This is a genomic window from Enterobacter sp. WP_7_1, assembly GCF_003688535.1.
Lineage (GTDB): Bacteria > Pseudomonadota > Gammaproteobacteria > Enterobacterales > Enterobacteriaceae > Enterobacter > Enterobacter asburiae.
The window spans coordinates 1,243,275-1,260,527 of record NZ_REFK01000001.1; the positions used below are offsets into that span (position 1 = coordinate 1,243,275).

General features: G+C 55.8%; 15 protein-coding genes and 1 pseudogene. 9 read left to right on the forward strand and 7 right to left on the reverse strand.

The window, feature by feature from the left end; translation table 11 throughout:
* Positions 1 to 48 precede the first annotated feature (48 nt).
* Positions 49 to 2,487: a selenate/tellurate reductase subunit YnfE gene (ynfE, locus tag BJ885_RS06180; RefSeq protein ID WP_121931400.1), complete on the reverse strand. Its 2,439-nt coding sequence runs from the start codon at positions 2,485 to 2,487 to the stop codon at positions 49 to 51.
* A 131-nt stretch (positions 2,488 to 2,618) separates the two neighbouring features.
* Positions 2,619 to 2,885 (reverse strand): DUF1161 domain-containing protein, encoded by a 267-nt coding sequence (locus tag BJ885_RS06185; protein WP_048976916.1) that lies wholly within the window; start codon positions 2,883 to 2,885, stop codon positions 2,619 to 2,621.
* A 104-nt stretch (positions 2,886 to 2,989) separates the two neighbouring features.
* Here BJ885_RS06185 and BJ885_RS06190 point away from each other — a divergent pair, with 104 nt between their 5' ends.
* Complete coding sequence (locus tag BJ885_RS06190; protein ID WP_121931401.1) at positions 2,990 to 3,700, forward strand: YnfC family lipoprotein; 711 nt, start codon at positions 2,990 to 2,992, stop codon at positions 3,698 to 3,700.
* 17 nt (positions 3,701 to 3,717) lie between these two features.
* Here BJ885_RS06190 and speG read toward each other — a convergent pair whose 3' ends face one another.
* Together speG and BJ885_RS06200 are read right to left on the reverse strand one after the other, a co-directional pair.
* Positions 3,718 to 4,278: a spermidine N1-acetyltransferase gene (gene speG / locus BJ885_RS06195; protein ID WP_121931402.1), complete on the reverse strand. Its 561-nt coding sequence runs from the start codon at positions 4,276 to 4,278 to the stop codon at positions 3,718 to 3,720.
* Positions 4,278 to 4,616, reverse strand: a complete 339-nt coding sequence (locus BJ885_RS06200) for a DUF1283 family protein (RefSeq protein ID WP_023335541.1) — start codon at positions 4,614 to 4,616, stop codon at positions 4,278 to 4,280. The genes speG and BJ885_RS06200 overlap by 1 nt, the downstream gene beginning before the upstream one ends.
* Before the next feature lie 152 nt (positions 4,617 to 4,768).
* Here BJ885_RS06200 and BJ885_RS06205 point away from each other — a divergent pair, with 152 nt between their 5' ends.
* The 5 genes from BJ885_RS06205 to BJ885_RS06225 all read left to right on the forward strand — a co-directional run bounded on the left by BJ885_RS06205 (position 4,769) and on the right by BJ885_RS06225 (position 10,579).
* Entirely contained in the window at positions 4,769 to 5,095 is a 327-nt protein-coding gene (locus BJ885_RS06205) for a YnfA family protein (protein WP_021241222.1), read from the forward strand.
* Positions 5,096 to 5,205: 110 nt separating this feature from the next.
* Positions 5,206 to 6,420 (forward strand): D-mannonate dehydratase ManD, encoded by a 1,215-nt coding sequence (gene manD / locus BJ885_RS06210; protein WP_063145672.1) that lies wholly within the window; start codon positions 5,206 to 5,208, stop codon positions 6,418 to 6,420.
* Between the two features lie 14 nt (positions 6,421 to 6,434).
* Entirely contained in the window at positions 6,435 to 7,454 is a 1,020-nt protein-coding gene (locus tag BJ885_RS06215) for a Zn-dependent oxidoreductase (RefSeq protein ID WP_121931403.1), read from the forward strand.
* A 73-nt stretch (positions 7,455 to 7,527) separates the two neighbouring features.
* Entirely contained in the window at positions 7,528 to 8,895 is a 1,368-nt protein-coding gene (locus tag BJ885_RS06220; protein ID WP_121931404.1) for an MFS transporter, read from the forward strand.
* A gap of 220 nt (positions 8,896 to 9,115) precedes the next feature.
* Positions 9,116 to 10,579: a mannitol dehydrogenase family protein gene (locus tag BJ885_RS06225; RefSeq protein WP_121931405.1), complete on the forward strand. Its 1,464-nt coding sequence runs from the start codon at positions 9,116 to 9,118 to the stop codon at positions 10,577 to 10,579.
* A 43-nt stretch (positions 10,580 to 10,622) separates the two neighbouring features.
* Here BJ885_RS06225 and ydfZ read toward each other — a convergent pair whose 3' ends face one another.
* The gene (ydfZ, locus tag BJ885_RS06230; protein ID WP_014883679.1) at positions 10,623 to 10,826 is read right to left on the reverse strand and encodes a putative selenium delivery protein YdfZ; all 204 of its coding nucleotides are present in this window, start codon (positions 10,824 to 10,826) and stop codon (positions 10,623 to 10,625) included.
* 286 nt (positions 10,827 to 11,112) lie between these two features.
* Here ydfZ and BJ885_RS06235 point away from each other — a divergent pair, with 286 nt between their 5' ends.
* A complete protein-coding gene (locus BJ885_RS06235) occupies positions 11,113 to 11,544 on the forward strand; it encodes a universal stress protein (protein ID WP_029739402.1) in 432 nt (143 codons plus the stop codon).
* A 33-nt stretch (positions 11,545 to 11,577) separates the two neighbouring features.
* Here the strand turns inward: BJ885_RS06235 and BJ885_RS06240 are convergent, their stop codons facing one another.
* Entirely contained in the window at positions 11,578 to 12,264 is a 687-nt protein-coding gene (locus tag BJ885_RS06240; protein ID WP_023311557.1) for a GntR family transcriptional regulator, read from the reverse strand.
* 91 nt (positions 12,265 to 12,355) lie between these two features.
* Positions 12,356 to 13,102: a bifunctional NADP-dependent 3-hydroxy acid dehydrogenase/3-hydroxypropionate dehydrogenase YdfG gene (gene ydfG, locus BJ885_RS06245; RefSeq protein WP_023311558.1), complete on the reverse strand. Its 747-nt coding sequence runs from the start codon at positions 13,100 to 13,102 to the stop codon at positions 12,356 to 12,358.
* A 142-nt stretch (positions 13,103 to 13,244) separates the two neighbouring features.
* Between ydfG and dcp the strand changes: the two genes are divergently transcribed.
* Together dcp and BJ885_RS06255 are read left to right on the forward strand one after the other, a co-directional pair.
* Positions 13,245 to 15,278 (forward strand): peptidyl-dipeptidase Dcp, encoded by a 2,034-nt coding sequence (dcp, locus tag BJ885_RS06250; protein ID WP_121931406.1) that lies wholly within the window; start codon positions 13,245 to 13,247, stop codon positions 15,276 to 15,278.
* A 76-nt stretch (positions 15,279 to 15,354) separates the two neighbouring features.
* Positions 15,355 to 16,976: pseudogene (locus tag BJ885_RS06255) on the forward strand (mechanosensitive ion channel family protein).
* Positions 16,977 to 17,253 lie beyond the last annotated feature (277 nt).

A 17,253-nucleotide genomic window follows, 5' to 3' on the forward strand; every position in this document is an offset into this window, starting at 1 on the left:
ACCGATAATACTGACCATAGAATAAACCAGGGTCTCGTGTTTCACCCTCTACACCTTCTCAATCTGCACCAGATTGGTGTGCTGCGGGTTACCTTTTGCCAGCGGAGAAGGTCGATGGGTCGTCAGCGTGTTGATGCAGGAGCCGTGGTCGATACGATCGCCACTCATATTGGCATCGTGCCAGGCACCCTGGCCCATGGCGCTCACGCCGGGCATGATGCGCGGCGTCACTTTCGCTTCAATTCGTACCTCGCCGCGGCTATTAAAGACGCGCACCGTATCGCCGTTCTTAATGCCGCGTTTTTCGGCATCGACAGGATTGAGCCAGACTTCCTGGCGGCAGGCCGCTTTCAGCACGTCGACGTTACCGTAGCTCGAGTGCGTACGGGCTTTGAAGTGGAAGCCAAACAGCTGCAGCGGGAACTGCGCGCGCTCGGGCGCATCCCAGCCGTCAAAGGTCGAGGCGTAGACGGGCAGAGGGCTGATGGTTTCATCTTTTTCCAGCTCCCAGGTGGCCGCAATCTCTGCCAGCTTGCTGGAGTATATTTCAATCTTGCCCGATGGCGTTTTCAGCGGGTTGGCTTCTGGGTTCTCGCGGAATTTTTTATAGGCCACAAAGTGTCCGTTCGGATCTTTGCGCTTATAAATGCCCATTTTTTTAAGCTCGTCATAGGACGGAAGCTGAGGATCTTTTGCGAGCATTTTGGCGTACAGGAACTGGAGCCACTGTTCCTGCGTGCGTCCTTCGGTGAATTTCTGATGGATATCCGGGCCGAGGCGTTTCGCCACTTCGCTCATGATCCAGTAGATAGGCTTACGCTCGAACTTCGGTGCGGTCACGGGCTGAAGGAAAATCAGGTAGCCCATGTTGCCCGCATAATCGTTTGGAATGATGTCTTCCTGCTCGACGGTCATCAGGTCCGGCAGCACGATATCGGCGTACTTCGCTGACGAGGTCATGAAGTTGTCGATGACGACAATCATTTCGCACTTGCTTTCATCCTGCAGGATATCGTGAGTTTTATTGATATCGGAGTGCTGGTTGATGATGGTATTGCCCGCGTAGTTCCAGATGAACTTAATCGGCACGTCCAGCTTATCTTTCCCACGCACGCCGTCGCGAAGGGCGGTCATCTCCGGCCCGCGGGCGATGGCGTCCGTCCAGCTGAAGCAGGAGATTTGCGTTTTGACCGGGTTATCCGGTATCGGCATACGTTCAATGGTGATGGTGTAGGTTGACTCACGCGCGCCGCTGTTGCCGCCGTTGATGCCCACGTTTCCAGTCAGGATAGGCAGCATGGCGATGGCGCGGGACGTCAGCTCGCCGTTCGCCTGGCGCTGTGGTCCCCAGCCCTGGCAGATGTAGGCCGGCTTCGCGGAGCCGATTTCGCGGGCCAGCTTGACGATACGATCTGCCGGAATGCCGGTGATGCGTGAGGCCCACTCAGGCGTTTTCGCCGTGCGGTCATCGCCCTGGCCAAGAATGTACGCTTTGTAGTGGCCGTTAGCGGGGGCGCCTTCCGGCAGCGTTTTTTCGTCGTAGCCGACGCAGTATTTATCCAGAAAAGGCTGGTCGACCAGGTTTTCGTCGATTAATACCCAGGCAATGCCCGCCACCAGTGCGGCATCGGTACCCGGACGGATAGGGATCCACTCATCTTCGCGTCCGGCTGCCGTATCGGTATAGCGCGGGTCGATAACGATCATTCGCGCGTTGGACCGCTCGCGAGCCTGCTCCAGATAATACGTAATCCCGCCGCCGCTCATGCGGGTTTCCGCTGGATTATTGCCGAACATCACCACCAGCCTGGTGTTTTCAATATCCGAGGTGCTGTTGCCGTCGTTGCTGCCGTAGGTGTAGGGCATGGCGCAGGCGATTTGCGCCGTGCTGTAGGTGCCGTAGTGACTCAGGAAACCGCCGTAGCAGTTCATCAGGCGCGCCACCAGCGAAGCGTAAGGGGAGGAGCGGGTGATATTGCCGCCGACAATCCCGGAGGAGTAGTTGATATACACCGCTTCGTTGCCGTATTTGCTGACCACGTTTTTCAGGCTGGCGGTGATAGCGTCCAGCGCTTCGTCCCACGAGATGCGCTCGAACTTGCCTTCACCGCGTTTGCCCACGCGTTTCATCGGGTAGTTGAGTCGGTCAGGGTGATTGATCCTACGGCGAATAGAACGCCCGCGCAGGCAGGCGCGCACCTGATGGTTACCGTAAATATCCTCGCCGGTGTTATCGGTTTCGACCCAGTACACTTCGTCGTCGCGGACGTGCAGACGCAGCGCGCAGCGGCTGCCGCAGTTGACCGAGCAGGCGCCCCACACCACTTTATCTTCAGCAGGCTGAACTGCGTTCTTCACCGCGGCGGCGGCGTTTTTTAAACCGAAAGGAAGCGAGATCCCACCGGCGGCCAGCGCCAGAGACCCTATTGCCGTAGATTTCACGAGAGTTCGACGGCTAATCCCGCCGTGATGTTCAGTATCGGACATGGCTCACCCCATCATTATAATTACGTATTATTTTTCCCGAAATGATAACCGGGCTAATGATGGGGTGAGTGTTACTGATTTGGGGGTATTAGATCTTAATCCTCATCAAATCAAAGGGGATTGAGGGTAAATTACTGAGCTTCAGCAGCCCCGCTGCCTGTACGGGTGTACAAAATTTTAAAAGTGTCGTTGGCGCAGTGGCCTACCACCTGCGTGCCCGCCTGGTCAGCCTGATCGTTCGGCACAATGCTCAGCGTAAAACCTGATTCAGGCACACCGTTGTTGATAATTTTCTGCTGAATGTCGCTTTTAACACGTTCGCAGGAATCCGGTGCCGCCAGCGCGGCCGTTGAGGCACTCATTAACAGCAGGGCGGTAATCCAGGGTAACCGTTTCATCTGTAGCTCCTTTTCTCTGTGTAGAGATTAATTTTAGCAGGCTTCGTGTAAACAACTGTATTTGCTAATATGATTGGGAATAATCTCCCTGTACGGTAATAAATGTGAAGAAATACGCAGCGATAACGCTACTGGCAGCAACACTGGTGGGGTGCGACAACAGCTCCGCGCCGCTGTCGTTTACGCCCGAAATGGCGAGTTTTTCGAACGAATTTGATTTTGACCCGCTGCGCGGCCCGGTGAAAAACTTCACCCAGACGCTGCTCAACGAGAAGGGCGAAGTGTCCAAACGGGTCACCGGCACCGTGTCTACGGAAGGGTGTTTCGATACCCTGGAGCTGCACGATCTGGAGGCCAATACCGGCGTGGCGCTGGTGCTGGATGCCAATTACTACCTTGATGCGGAAACCCAGCAGCGCAAAGTGAAGCTGCAGGGGAAATGCCAGCTGGCCGAACTGCCGTCAGCCGGGATAACGTGGGATACCGACGACAACGGTTTTGTGGTGGCGGCGCACGGCAAAGAGATGGAAGTGAAGTATCGCTACGATGCGGATGGCTACCCGCTGGGCAAAACCACCGTCTCCGGCGATCAGCACCTGTCCGTCCAGTCGACGCCGTCTAAAGACGTTCGCAAAAGGATGGATTACTCGGCAGTGAGCATGTTGAATGACAAGCCGCTGGGCAACGTGAAGCAGAGCTGCGATTACGATCGACACAATAATCCGGTGAGCTGTGACCTGACGATCACGGACGACAGCGTCAAACCTGCCGTTGAGCACAAATACACCATCAAAAACACGATTGAATACTACTGAGAATAAAACCGCGCAGGTTACTGCGCGGTAGGCTTCAGCAGGCTGGCGCCTGACGGCTTGTGCCCGGCCAGATGCTGATGCTGGAAGATGCACATGCGAATGGTATTGCGGTATTCACCGTTGATAAAGAACTCGTGAATCAGCTCGCCTTCCACCATAAAGCCCAGCTTGCGGTAGATATGGATCGCTTTCTCGTTCTCTTTGTCCACAATCAGATAGAGCTTGTAGAGATTCAGAACGTTGAAACCGTAATCCATCGCCAGCTTCGCTGCCCGTGAGGCAAGGCCTTTTCCCTGATGCTCAGGGGAAATAACGATCTGAAACTCCGCCCGACGGTGAACATGGTTGATTTCAACCAGCTCCACAAGACCGGCTTTCTCGCCTTCACACTCCACCACAAAACGACGTTCACTCTGATCGTGAATGTGCTTATCGTAGAGATCGGACAGCTCAACAAAGGCCTCGTAAGGCTCTTCGAACCAGTAGCGCATCACGCTGGCGTTATTGTCGAGCTGGTGGACGAAGCGCAGGTCTTCACGCTCCAGCGGACGGAGTTTAATGTCGCAGGGCGCCGACATTATGGGGCTACCGTGCGGCCAGTGCGGCGATCCAGGCAGCGCAGGGTGTTTGGCTCCCAGTAGGCATTGACGTTTGCACTTTGCTGACACTTATCGCGCGCGTCAAAAGCGACATCTTCTTTGTCCCACTCTTTTTCAGCACGTTTGTTGACCTTCTGACGAAGGTTACGGGTGTCATTCCATTGTTCTTTGTCCATGGCGGCGTTCTGGCGGCTTTGCGCGCTGTCACCAGACTCAATAATGAGCTTGCTGGTTTCCGCTGTCGCAGAGGCGGCAAAAGCGAACGATGACAGCGCCAGCAGGGCTGTCAGACAAAGGCGTTTGCTTAATGTGGTCATAGCGTTTCCTTTTAAATGGGTGCAGATAATCAAGTTACCCCGAACAGATTCTACACCAAAGAGAAATGACGGCATACCCGCGGAGCAAGTATGGAAAAGTAAAGGACATTATCGGGTATGATGTCTAAATAGATCCTCACCTGACGTTAAATATGCTCAAAACGACGCTGCTTTTTTTTGCTACCGCGCTATGCGAAATCATCGGCTGCTTCCTGCCCTGGCTCTGGCTGAAGAAGGGAGGGTCCGTATTGCTGCTCATCCCGGCAAGCGTCGCGCTGGCCCTCTTTGTCTGGCTGCTAACGCTGCATCCGGCTGCCAGCGGCCGCGTCTACGCCGCTTACGGTGGTGTCTATGTCTGTACCGCGCTGCTGTGGCTACGCGTGGTGGACGGCGTCAAGCTCAGCGCCTACGACTGGGCCGGCGCGCTGATTGCCCTGTGCGGCATGCTGATTATTGTGGCGGGATGGGGGCGGGCCTGAGCCCCCTGTTTTGTGATCGTTAGCCGATTTTATGATCATTATACTTGTATGGTAGTAGGGTTGATGGGTAAATTTCCAGCATCACAACGAATGATGTAAGGAAAGGAATTATGAAGATTGTCGCGGCTGACGTGTTTGTTACCTGCCCGGGGCGGAACTTTGTCACCCTTAAAATCACCACCGACGAGGGGATTGTCGGCCTCGGTGACGCTACGCTGAACGGGCGTGAGCTCTCCGTTGCTTCCTATCTGAAAGACCACCTCTGCCCGCAGCTGATTGGCCGCGATGCACACCGCATCGAAGACATCTGGCAGTTCTTCTATAAGGGTGCCTACTGGCGTCGCGGCCCGGTCACCATGTCGGCCATCTCCGCCGTGGACATGGCGCTGTGGGACATCAAGGCCAAAGCGGCCAACATGCCGCTCTACCAGCTGCTGGGCGGCGCATCCCGCGAAGGCGTGATGGTTTACTGCCACACCACCGGTCACACCATTGACGACGTGCTGGAAGATTACGCCCGCCATAAAGAGATGGGCTTTAAGGCGATCCGCGTCCAGTGCGGCGTGCCGGGCATGAAAACCACCTACGGCATGGCCAAAGGGAAGGGGCTGGCCTACGAGCCTGCGACCAAAGGCGACTGGCCGGAAGAGCAGCTCTGGTCGACCGAAAAATACCTCGATTTCACACCGAAGCTGTTCGACGCGGTGCGCAGTAAATTCGGCTTCAATGAACATCTTCTGCATGACATGCACCACCGCCTGACGCCAATCGAAGCGGCGCGCTTCGGCAAGAGCATTGAAGAATTCCGCATGTTCTGGATGGAAGATCCAACGCCTGCGGAAAACCAGGCCTGCTTCCGCCTGATCCGCCAGCATACCGTCACGCCGATTGCCGTGGGCGAAGTATTCAACAGCATCTGGGACTGCAAGCAGCTCATCGAAGAGCAGCTCATCGACTATATCCGCACCACCATTACCCACGCGGGCGGGATCACCGGGATGCGTCGCATCGCGGACTTCGCCTCGCTCTACCAGGTGCGCACCGGCTCGCACGGCCCGTCGGATCTCTCGCCCGTATGCCACGCCGCCGCGCTGCATTTCGACCTGTGGGTGCCAAACTTTGGTGTACAGGAATATATGGGCTATTCCGAACAGATGCTGGAAGTCTTCCCGCACAGCTGGCGCTTTGATAACGGCTATATGCATCCGGGCGACAAGCCGGGACTGGGCATCGAGTTTGATGAAAAACTGGCGGCGAAATACCCCTACGATCCGGCCTATCTGCCGGTGGCCCGTCTTGAAGACGGCACGCTGTGGAACTGGTAAACGAGGAGCGAACGATGAAAAGCGTAGTGATTCAACAGCCGAACGAACTGGTGATTGAAGAGCGGCCACGCCCGGCGCCAGGTGCAGGCGAAGTTCGCGTCAAAATCACGCTGGCGGGGATCTGCGGTTCGGACAGCCACATCTATCGCGGCCATAACCCGTTTGCGAAGTATCCACGCACGATCGGCCACGAGTTCTTTGGCGTCATTGACGCCGTGGGCGAGGGCGTAGACAGCGCCCGTCTGGGCCAGCGCGTCTCGGTTGATCCGGTGATCAGCTGCGGACACTGCTACCCGTGTTCCGTCGGAAAACCGAACGTCTGCACCTCGCTGGTGGTGCTGGGCGTCCACCGCGACGGGGGCTTCAGCGAATATGCGGCAGTGCCCGCTAAAAATGCCTGGCCTATCCCGGATGACATTCCGGATAAACACGCCGTCATGGTTGAGCCCTTCACCATCGCCGCCAACGTGACGGGGCAGGCCAGTCCCAGCGAGCAGGACGTCGCGCTGATTTACGGCGCAGGGCCGATGGGGCTGGTCACCGTGCAGGCGCTGAAGGGCGTCTATAAGGTGAAGCAGGTTATCGTGGTTGACCGCATTGATGAACGCCTGAAAATGGCCCAGCGCAGCGGCGCGGACTGGGTGTTGAACAACGGCGAGCAGTCGCTGCAGGCCGCGCTGGACGAAAAGGGCATCAAACCGACGTTAATCATTGATGCCGCCTGTCATCCGGCGATTTTGCAGGAAGCGATTACCCTGGCCTCGCCGGCGGCGCGTATCGTGCTGATGGGGTTCTCCAGCGAGCCGAGCCAGATTGTCCAGCAGGGCATCACCGGCAAAGAGCTGGCGATCTTCTCCTCGCGCCTCAATGCCAACAAATTCCCGGTCGTCATCGACTGGCTGAAGAAGGGGCTGATCGACCCGGAAAAACTGATCACTCATGCCTTTGACTATCACCATGTAACAGACGCCATTGAACTGTTTGAGAAAGACCAGCGGCAGTGCTGCAAAGTCTTGCTCACGTTCGGGCAATAATCATTTACGCGGTTAAGAGCCTGCGCAGACAGGCTCTATGTGGTACGCATCTTACCCTTCAGAGATAGCCATTATGACGCAAGCACAACCTCAAAGAACTACCTCCGATCTGGTGAAAGCCGCCGTTTCCGGCTGGCTGGGCACCGCCCTGGAGTTTATGGACTTTCAGCTTTACTCGCTGGGGGCTGCCCTGGTCTTTCACGAGATCTTCTTCCCGGAACAGTCAGCCGCAATGGCGCTGATCCTCGCGATGGGGACCTACGGCGCAGGCTACATAGCACGTATTGTCGGCGCCTTTATCTTCGGCAGAATGGGCGACAGCATTGGTCGTAAGAAGGTGCTGTTTATCACCATCACCATGATGGGGATCTGCACCACGCTGATTGGTGTCCTGCCAACCTATGCGCAGATCGGGATTTTTGCCCCGGTTCTGCTGGTGACGCTGCGCATTATTCAGGGGCTCGGGGCCGGGGCGGAGATTTCCGGGGCCGGAACCATGCTGGCGGAGTACGCGCCGAAAGGCAAACGCGGCATCATCTCCTCGCTGGTGGCGATGGGCACTAACTGCGGAACGCTGAGCGCCACGGCGATCTGGGCGGTGATGTTCTTTGCCCTCGACCGTGAAGAACTGATTGCCTGGGGCTGGCGCGTGCCGTTCCTCGCCAGCGTCGTGGTGATGATCTTCGCCATCTGGCTGCGAATGAACCTGAAAGAGAGCCCGGTGTTTGAGAAAGTGAACGATGCACAAACCGCGCAGCCGGATACATCGCTGGGTTCAATGGTGAAAAGTAAATCCTTCTGGCTGGCGACCGGCCTGCGGTTTGGTCAGGCAGGCAACTCGGGTTTGATCCAGACGTTCCTCGCCGGATATCTGGTCCAGACGCTGCTGTTCGATAAAGCCATCCCGACCGATGCGCTGATGATAAGCTCCATTCTCGGGTTTATCTCCATTCCGCTGCTGGGCTGGCTTTCCGATAAAGTAGGGCGCCGTCTGCCGTACATTATCCTCAATATCTCCGCCATTCTTCTCGCGTATCCGATGCTCTCTATCATCGTCGATAAGAGCTATGCGCCGGGGACAATCATGCTCTCGATCATCGTTATCCATAACTTCGCCGTGCTGGGGCTGTTTGCGCTGGAAAATATCACCATGGCGGAGATGTTTGGCTCGCGAAATCGCTTTACCCGTATGGCTATCTCGAAAGAGGCGGGCGGTCTGGTGGCGGTGGGCTTTGGTCCGGTGCTGGCGGGGATCTTCTGCAATATGACCGGCTCCTGGTGGCCGATTGTCGCCATGCTGGTGGCCTATTCCGTGATTGGGCTGGTCTCGGCGATCCTGATGCCGGAAGTACGCGACCGTGATTTGAGCGCGGCGCACGACGCAGCGGAGTCCGCACCAGAAGAGAGCGTGGGTTACGGCGCGGTCTCCTCCCGGCGCTAATGGTTCATAACTTACGTGACCTGTCACATAACTTTATCTTTATGTCACACCACATGAGCAAAAGTTAATATAAATCAAAATATCAAACGGCAGTATCAGTATGGTTGATGGCAGTTATTTTTTTACCCCAACTGCCATTCTAGTTGGTGTAGTCAGCAGGCGCTGCCGCTTCAGAAGGCGCGGCAGCGATCCACGGCTTTCTAATTAACGAGTCTTAATCATGGAAAACACCTTATTACAGGCCAACGCGACGCTGCCTCATTACGATCGCGAAAGCCTTAAAGCACGCATTGTACATTTAGGCTTCGGCGCTTTTCACCGCGCGCATCAGGCGGTGTACGCCGACATTCTCGCGGCTGAGCACGGCAGCGACTGGGGCTACTGTGAGGTTAACCTGATTGGCGGCGAGCAGCAGATTGCCGATCTGAACGCGCAGGATAACCTCTACACCGTGGCGGAGATGTCTGCCGATGCATGGACATCCCGCGTGGTTGGCGTGGTCAAAAAGGCCCTCCACGCGCAGGTTGACGGGCTGGAGACCGTGCTGGCAGCGATGTGTGAACCTCAGGTGGCGATTGTCTCGCTGACCATCACCGAGAAAGGGTACTGCCACTCACCGGCGACGGGGCAACTGATGCTCGATCACCCGTTTATCGTCGCCGACCTGCAAAACCCGCACCAGCCGAAATCCGCGCCGGGCGTGGTGGTGGAAGCGCTGGCGCGTCGCAAAGCGGCGGGTCTGCCTGCGTTTAGCGTGATGTCCTGCGACAACATGCCGGAGAACGGCCACGTGATGCGTAATGTGACCTGCGCTTACGCCCGTGCGGTAGACGGTGAGCTGGCGGACTGGATCGAGGCTAACGTCACCTTCCCGTCAACCATGGTGGACCGCATCGTGCCGGCGGTCACTCCCGATACGCTGGATAAAATTGAGCAGCTGACGGGCGTGCGTGACCCGGCGGCTGTAGCCTGTGAACCGTTCCGCCAGTGGGTGATCGAAGACAACTTTGTGGCAGGACGTCCCGAGTGGGAAAAAGCCGGTGCCGAGCTGGTGTCAGACGTGATCCCGTTTGAAGAGATGAAGCTGCGCATGCTCAACGGCAGCCACTCTTTCCTGGCTTACCTGGGCTATCTGGCCGGATACCAGCATATCAACGACTGTATGGAAGATGAGAACTACCGCCTCGCCGCGCATACGCTGATGCTTAACGAGCAGGCCCCGACGCTGAAAGTGAAGGGCGTTGATTTAGGCCGCTATGCCGATCTCCTGATTGCCCGCTACAGCAATCCGGCCCTGCGCCATCGGACTTGGCAAATCGCGATGGACGGCAGCCAGAAGCTCCCGCAGCGTATGCTGGACTCCGTGCGCTGGCACCTGGTGCACCAGAAACCTTTCCCACTGCTGGCGCTGGGCGTGGCAGGCTGGATGCGTTATGTCGGCGGCGTGGACGAGCAGGGTAACGCCATCGACGTGAGCGATCCGCAGCTGGCGTTGATTCAGGCGGCGGTGAAGGGAAGTGCGGAAGGGGAAAGTCGGGTTAACGCGCTGCTCGGCATTGAAGCCATATTTGGTAAAGAGTTACCGCAGGAGCCGCGCTTCGTTGCTGCGGTGATGACCGCGTACCGGTCGTTGCTGCAAAAGGGGGCGAAAGCGACCGTCGCGCAGTACGTGTCTCAACGGTAATTCAGCACATGCCGCCGCGCGCGGCGGCATGGCTGCGCACAGCTTAGTGCATCCCCAGGCGAATCAGCTCAATCGGCTCGAACTTACCTTCGCATCCTTCCACTTCAACCGTTTTGCTGCGGCGCACCTGCGCGGCATCCAGCCCGTCGCTGTGGATCGCTTTAATCACGCCAGTTTTGCCCGTGCCGCTAATCATGACGCGGCTGCCGGTGGTGATTGCATTGCGGTTACGGTCGTATGTCATCATGGTATATTCTCCTCTCTAACCTGTTCGTTACGGCCCTATTTCAGGTTTGCCGTTCACGGGGCATATAAATACGCCTGTCCGCGCTTCATGTTTTTGTTTTTGATCAAACTCACACTTTTTTCTTTATTTCGTCGGGCGCTGACGGTTCGGGACAGTAATTTACAAAGCAGACCGTTATTTTCATTAACTGATAGTTTCGACAGGGAAGCGTTGAGGGTTGGTTTATATTCCCGATGTCATTCTGGGTGCAGGAAATAACCCTTCATCGGAATAAGGAGTCAGGCTTATGTATAAGAGCATTTTGATGCCTGTAGACGTGTTTGAAATGGATTTGAGCGACAAAGCGGTTCGCCACGCGGCAAACCTTGCAAAGGCTGAGGGCGCGTCGATTACCCTGGTCAATATTCTGCCAGCCAGCAGCCGGTCTCTGCTGCGCGGGTTCAACGCCGATATAAAAAAGTTTGAAGAGTATATGACCGCAGAATCCGGTAAGAAAATGAACGAGTTAAAAAGACTGTTCGATATCGCCCCAGAGAATATTCACAGCATGGTGCGTTTTGGCAACGTCCGGGATGAAATTATCAAGCTGAGCAAGGAGGGGGAATATGATGCGATTGTCATCGGGTCGAAAAACCCGAGCATCACCACTCATCTGCTGGGTTCAAATGCGGAATCTATTCTGCGCTACGCCACGATCCCGGTGTTAGTCGTTCGCTAATCACGCCGCCGCACCCGAAAGGGGCGGCGAATATTACTCTTCGCTAAACCACTCGCTATTTTCCTGACGAATAAGCTGCACGGATTCGCTAATTTCCTGCAGATGCAGCGTCATCGCTTTTTCCACACCGTCCGGGTCGCGTTTTTCCAGCGCGCTGAAAATATCATGATGCTGTCGGAGCAGCATTTCCGGCGGGGAGACGTGATCGAGGCTCATGTAGCGCACGCGGTCAATGGTGGCCTTGATGTTCTCGATGGTGTCCCAGGCCAGCTGACAATCCGCGATCTGCGCCAGCTTCTGGTGAAACTCGTCATCAAGCTGGAAGAAATCATTGAGCTGCTTACGGTCAATCGCAATACGCTGCTGATGAAGGTTCTGCTCAAGCTGGTAACACTGGTTGTCGTTGATAAGCGTTGCGGCACGGCGCGCCACCGCACATTCAATGGCCTGGCGAACGAAACAGCCGTTGCGTACCTGAGAGAGTGAAATTTTGTTCACGTAGCTGCCGCGCTGCGGGCGGATCTGAATCAGTCCGTTTTCAGCAAGCTTAATAAACGCTTCACGTACCGGCTGACGGGAAACGTCAAATCGCACGGACACCTCTTTTTCAGAAAGCGGCGTTCCCGGTGGGATCAGGCAATGGACAATATCACGTCGCAAAATGCGATAGATTTGCTGGTTAACGGGCTGGGTGGGATTGAGTTGCGATTCAGCGGCCATGAGTTGTCATTTCTCAGAGAGTTAGCCTGAACATACTACCATTCTTTTCTAACCCGAAACAGACCCGGCCCGCAGGCCGGGAAGGGCAGATTTAGCCACGATGGACGCTAAGTCCGGCAAAACTCTGGCTGACTGGCATCATTTCTACAGTATTGATGTTGACGTGTTTTGGCAGCGTCGCCACCCACCAGACCGTTTCGGTCACATCTTCCGGCGTCAGCGCGTTAGCATTTTCGTAGGTTTTGCCCGCTTTCGCGTCATCGCCTTTGAAACGCACGTTGGAAAACTCGGTGCCGCCCACCAGACCCGGCTCGATATCGGTGACGCGAATGGCGGTGCCGTGCAGATCGGTACGCAGGTTAAGGCTGAACTGGCGCACAAACGCCTTCGTCGCACCATAGACGTTGCCGCCCGCGTAAGGCCAGCTCCCGGCGGTGGAGCCAATATTGATAATGTGGCCGCGGTTGCGCTCGACCATGCCAGGCAGCACCGCGCGGGTCATATAGACCAGCCCTTTGTTATTGGTGTCGATCATGTTTTCCCAGTCTTCCACGCTGGCTTTGTGTGCGGGCTCCATGCCCAGCGCCAGACCGGCATTGTTGACCAGCACGTCGATGGCGCGCCACTCGGCAGGCAGGTTGGCAATCATCTCTTCAATGGCCGCGCGGTTACGCACGTCCAGCTGCGCGGTCAGGATGCTGTCGCCTAATTCGTCTTTCAGCTCCTGCAGGCGCTCCTGACGACGGCCCGTGGCAATAACCTTGTGCCCGTTGGCGACGAAGCGACGCGTGATGCTTTCACCAAAACCTGCCGTTGCCCCGGTAACTAAAATAATCATCTCACTGTTCCTCAACGCTTTTTGTGTTGTACTAACATAGCACGGCCGCAGAGGGTGCGTTAAGGCAACATTTGTATGACGGCGTTGCAGGGGATGGCGGCCTGGCCTACTCTGGGAGAATACCCGTACTCAGGAGTGAAAGATGACGGCCACGAATCCCTTTTTTGAAATCAGCCTGCTGCCCTATCAGGCCCCCCATTTTGATGAAATCAACGACGGCCACTATCGCCCGGCCTTCGATGCAGCGCTTCGCCAGAAGCGGGAGGACGTTGACGCCATTGTGTCTCAGGCCGCTGCGCCGGACTTCACCAACACCGTGCTGGCGCTGGAGAAAAGCGGCGCCATGCTCGCGCGCGTCAGCAGCGTGTTCTTCGCCATGACCTCGGCACACACCAATGCGTACCTGCAGGAGCTTGAGGAGCAGTTCTCCACCGAGCTTGCCGCGCTGGCGAACGATATCTGGCTGAATGACACGCTTTTCGCACGCGTGGAGAGCGTCTGGCAGGACCGTGCCGTGCTGGACGCCGAATCCCGCCGGCTGGTCGAGGAGACGTATCAGCGGTTTATTCTGGCCGGCGCGCGTCTCAATGAAACGGAAAAAGCTGAGCTGAAGGCGCTGAATACCGAGGCGGCCACCCTGACCAGCCAGTTCAACCAGCGTCTGCTGGCTGCCGACAAGACGGGCGGCCTGGTAGTGGATTACGCGCATCAGCTTGACGGGCTCAGCGCCAGCGAGATTGCCGACGCGGCGCAGGCTGCCGCAGAGCGAGGGCTAAACGATCGCTGGCTGATCCCGCTTCTGAACACGACCCAGCAGCCCGCGCTTTCCGCGCTGCGCAATCGTCAGACCCGCGAAAACCTTTTCAATGCAGGCTGGACGCGCACCCAGAAAGGGGATCAAAACGACACTCGCGAGCTGATCCTCCGCCTTACGGCGCTACGTGCGCGGCAGGCCCGCCTGCTGGGCTTTGAGGATTACGCTAGCTGGAGTATCGCCGACCAGATGGCGAAAACCCCGGACGCCGCGCTGGCCTTTATGCGCGGCATTGTGCCCGCCGCCCGCGCCCGGGCAGAGCGCGAGCAGGCCGATATTCAGAAAGTGATTGATGACGAGCAGGGCGGTTTCACCGTGCAGGCCTGGGACTGGGCTTTTTACGCCGAGCGCGTGCGTCAGGCAAAATATGCCCTCGATGAATCGCAAATCAAACCCTATTTTGCGCTCAATACCGTATTGCACGATGGCGTATTCTGGGCCGCAAGCCAGCTGTTTGGCATCCGCTTTGTGGAGCGCTTCGATATTCCGCTGTATCACCCGGACGTCCGGGTCTGGGAAATTTTCGACCACACCGGTGAGGGCATGGCGCTGTTTTACGGCGACTTCTTTGCCCGCGATTCCAAGCAGGGCGGGGCCTGGATGGGGAATTTCGTCGAGCAATCCTTCGAGCTTGCTGCCCGTCCGGTGATCTACAACGTCTGTAACTACCAAAAACCGGCTAACGGCGGCGTTGCGCTTCTCTCCTGGGATGACGTGATCACCCTGTTCCACGAGTTCGGCCATACGCTGCACGGTCTGTTTGCCAGCCAGCATTTCGCCACGCTTTCCGGGACCAATACGCCGCGCGATTTCGTTGAATTCCCGTCGCAGATCAACGAACACTGGGCCAGTCATCCACAGGTGTTTACCCACTACGCCCGCCATTACGAAACCGGTGAACCGATGCCGGACGCGCTGCGGGAAAGCATGCTCAACGCGACCCATTTCAACAAGGGTTATGACATGACGGAACTGCTGGCTGCCGCGCTGCTGGACATGAACTGGCACGGCATCGGTGAGGCCGTTTTGAGCGTAGAGGATTTTGAAGCAGCAGCGCTTAAAAAAGAGGGGCTGGATCTGCCCGCCGTACCCCCGCGCTATCGCAGCAGCTATTTTGCCCATATTTTCGGCGGCGGCTACGCGGCGGGATATTACGCCTACCTGTGGACGCAAATGCTGGCGGACGATGGATATCAGTGGTTTGTCGAACAGGGCGGCCTGACTCGTGAAAACGGGCAAAAATTCCGCGAGGCGATTTTGTCCCGTGGTAACAGCACGGATCTGGCTGAACTGTATCGCAACTGGCGTGGGCACGATCCGAAAATTGAACCGATGCTAGAAAACCGCGGGTTGAGCGAATAGAGCCCTTTGGGCAGAAAACAGAACCGGGCGTGTAGCCCGGTTTTAAACGATGGCGTGACTGCTCTGGATGGTAGACATGAACAAAGTAGTGCTATCTCTGATAAGCTCTTTAATCGTCTCAGTCTTCTTTCTCTCATTCAGCGCCATATCGGCTGAACCCCGGCTCGAACCTACGGAACAAGAACGTGCGCGGACGGTTTATATTTTCCATCAGCCCATCGTTATGCTGCAGGCAAAGTTCGGTTTCACCACGCCAGAAGAACGCGTATTACGCATTCGGGATACCTTGCGAAATTTCACGCAGGAAGATGTTCGTGAACCGCTGAAAATCATTCCTGTCACGCGCTACAACCAGCAAGGCAGACTGTTCGTAATGAACGCTAAGCCGGTCATGCTGCTGACCGAATCGGATCTGGATGAAGGGGACGATCTAACGTTAGACCAGGCTGCGCAACGTGTCCTGGCGCGTATGGAAGCGCAGCGTACCTTGCTTCGCGACCAATATGATACTCAGTGGCTTGCGCTTTCCGCTGCGAAGACCGCGGCCGGTTTCCTGGCATGGTTGATGCTTAGTTACGTTGCTTTGCGATCCTGGAGATGGGTGAGAGGATATTATCGCCGCCGGGTAGCCGAAAAACGAAGCTGGATACCTCAAAACTGGCGTCGATTTACAGGCGTCATTGAAGCCCGTCTGTATGGCTTGCTGATGTGTTTTGTGGTGATTTTAGCTTTTATGGTTGGCTTAGCTGGGCCTTTAGCCTGTTTCCCTGGACGCGCGTCTGGGCAACATCATTAGGCGACTGGTCGTGGCATGTAATACGACAGATTGCCTTAGCGATGGCGTCCGCATTACCAGGGTTGTCGATTGTTCTTATCATTTTCTTCATTACCGCATTAATCCTTAAACTTCTAAAAGTGATCCTCAATCAGGTTGAGGCCGGGCGTTTACAGTTACCGGGCCTTCATCCGGAAACCGTCGGCGCGACGCGAAAACTTATTTCCGTGATGGTGTGGTTGTTCGCGCTCTCTGCGGCTTATCCCTTTTTACCGGGTGCAAACTCGCTGGCCTTTAAAGGCATAAGCGTATTTTTTGGCCTGATGCTGACCCTGGGATCGGCAGGCGTGATGAATCATGCCATGAGTGGTCTGGTGCTTATTTACTCGCGCGCGCTGCGCAAAGGCGATGTGATACGAATCGCGGATAACGAAGGTAAGGTGAGTGAAATCGGTATGCTCGCCACCAAAATTATTACGCGAGAAAACTATATTGTTACCGTACCCAATGCCGTTGTGGTGAGTGGCAAGATAACGAACCTCAGCGCGCAAAATCACGATGGCAGTATCAACCTAACCGTAAGCGTCACCATCGGGTACGACACGCCCTGGCGGCAGGTTCATGCCATGCTTGAGCTGGCCGCGAAGCGGACCCATTGCGTTGATCTTACGATTCCACCACTGGTGCGGCAGCTGGCGCTGATGGACTGGTACATAGCCTATGAGCTGCAGGTCAGGCTGAGACCGGATACGTCGCTAGCCGTCGCGCGAAATGAGCTCTTCACTCACATTCAGGATGTGTTCAACGAATTCAATGTCCAGATCATGTCGCCAAACTTTGTTATGCAGCCTGAAGGAAGCGTAATGGTCGCGAAAGAAAACTGGTATGCCGCCCCCGCAGCCTCGCCAAAGCGGGATGAATAAAACTGCGACCTGATATCAGGTCTTAATATAACAGAGTGAAAGCGATCCCAATAAAATAGTTATGCTTGTGGAGTATATATATTCTTTTTTAAATATAAATGTTGGGTTAAGTATTATGCCAGGTTAAATATCTTATTGACACCGTTTAGACGGTAAAATAGTTAATGATTAATAATTTGATCTGGGTTGGAAAAATCAAATATTCTTTAGCCTCAGATTTTTAGCTATAAATTTTTGTTATTTTGTGCCGATAAATGAAAGTGGCATAAAAATCGAC

Excerpts from the sequence above, each read along its gene's own strand:
- ynfE (WP_121931400.1), bottom strand. The coding sequence starts at position 2,487 with ATGTCCGATACTGAACATCACGGCGGGATTAGCCGTCGAACTCTCGTG.
- BJ885_RS06185 (WP_048976916.1), bottom strand. The coding sequence starts at position 2,885 with ATGAAACGGTTACCCTGGATTACCGCCCTGCTGTTAATGAGTGCCTCA.
- speG (WP_121931402.1), bottom strand. The coding sequence starts at position 4,278 with ATGTCGGCGCCCTGCGACATTAAACTCCGTCCGCTGGAGCGTGAAGAC.
- BJ885_RS06200 (WP_023335541.1), bottom strand. The coding sequence starts at position 4,616 with ATGACCACATTAAGCAAACGCCTTTGTCTGACAGCCCTGCTGGCGCTG.
- BJ885_RS06205 (WP_021241222.1), top strand. The coding sequence starts at position 4,769 with ATGCTCAAAACGACGCTGCTTTTTTTTGCTACCGCGCTATGCGAAATC.
- manD (WP_063145672.1), top strand. The coding sequence starts at position 5,206 with ATGAAGATTGTCGCGGCTGACGTGTTTGTTACCTGCCCGGGGCGGAAC.
- BJ885_RS06215 (WP_121931403.1), top strand. The coding sequence starts at position 6,435 with ATGAAAAGCGTAGTGATTCAACAGCCGAACGAACTGGTGATTGAAGAG.
- BJ885_RS06220 (WP_121931404.1), top strand. The coding sequence starts at position 7,528 with ATGACGCAAGCACAACCTCAAAGAACTACCTCCGATCTGGTGAAAGCC.
- BJ885_RS06225 (WP_121931405.1), top strand. The coding sequence starts at position 9,116 with ATGGAAAACACCTTATTACAGGCCAACGCGACGCTGCCTCATTACGAT.
- ydfZ (WP_014883679.1), bottom strand. The coding sequence starts at position 10,826 with ATGATGACATACGACCGTAACCGCAATGCAATCACCACCGGCAGCCGC.
- BJ885_RS06235 (WP_029739402.1), top strand. The coding sequence starts at position 11,113 with ATGTATAAGAGCATTTTGATGCCTGTAGACGTGTTTGAAATGGATTTG.
- BJ885_RS06240 (WP_023311557.1), bottom strand. The coding sequence starts at position 12,264 with ATGGCCGCTGAATCGCAACTCAATCCCACCCAGCCCGTTAACCAGCAA.
- ydfG (WP_023311558.1), bottom strand. The coding sequence starts at position 13,102 with ATGATTATTTTAGTTACCGGGGCAACGGCAGGTTTTGGTGAAAGCATC.
- dcp (WP_121931406.1), top strand. The coding sequence starts at position 13,245 with ATGACGGCCACGAATCCCTTTTTTGAAATCAGCCTGCTGCCCTATCAG.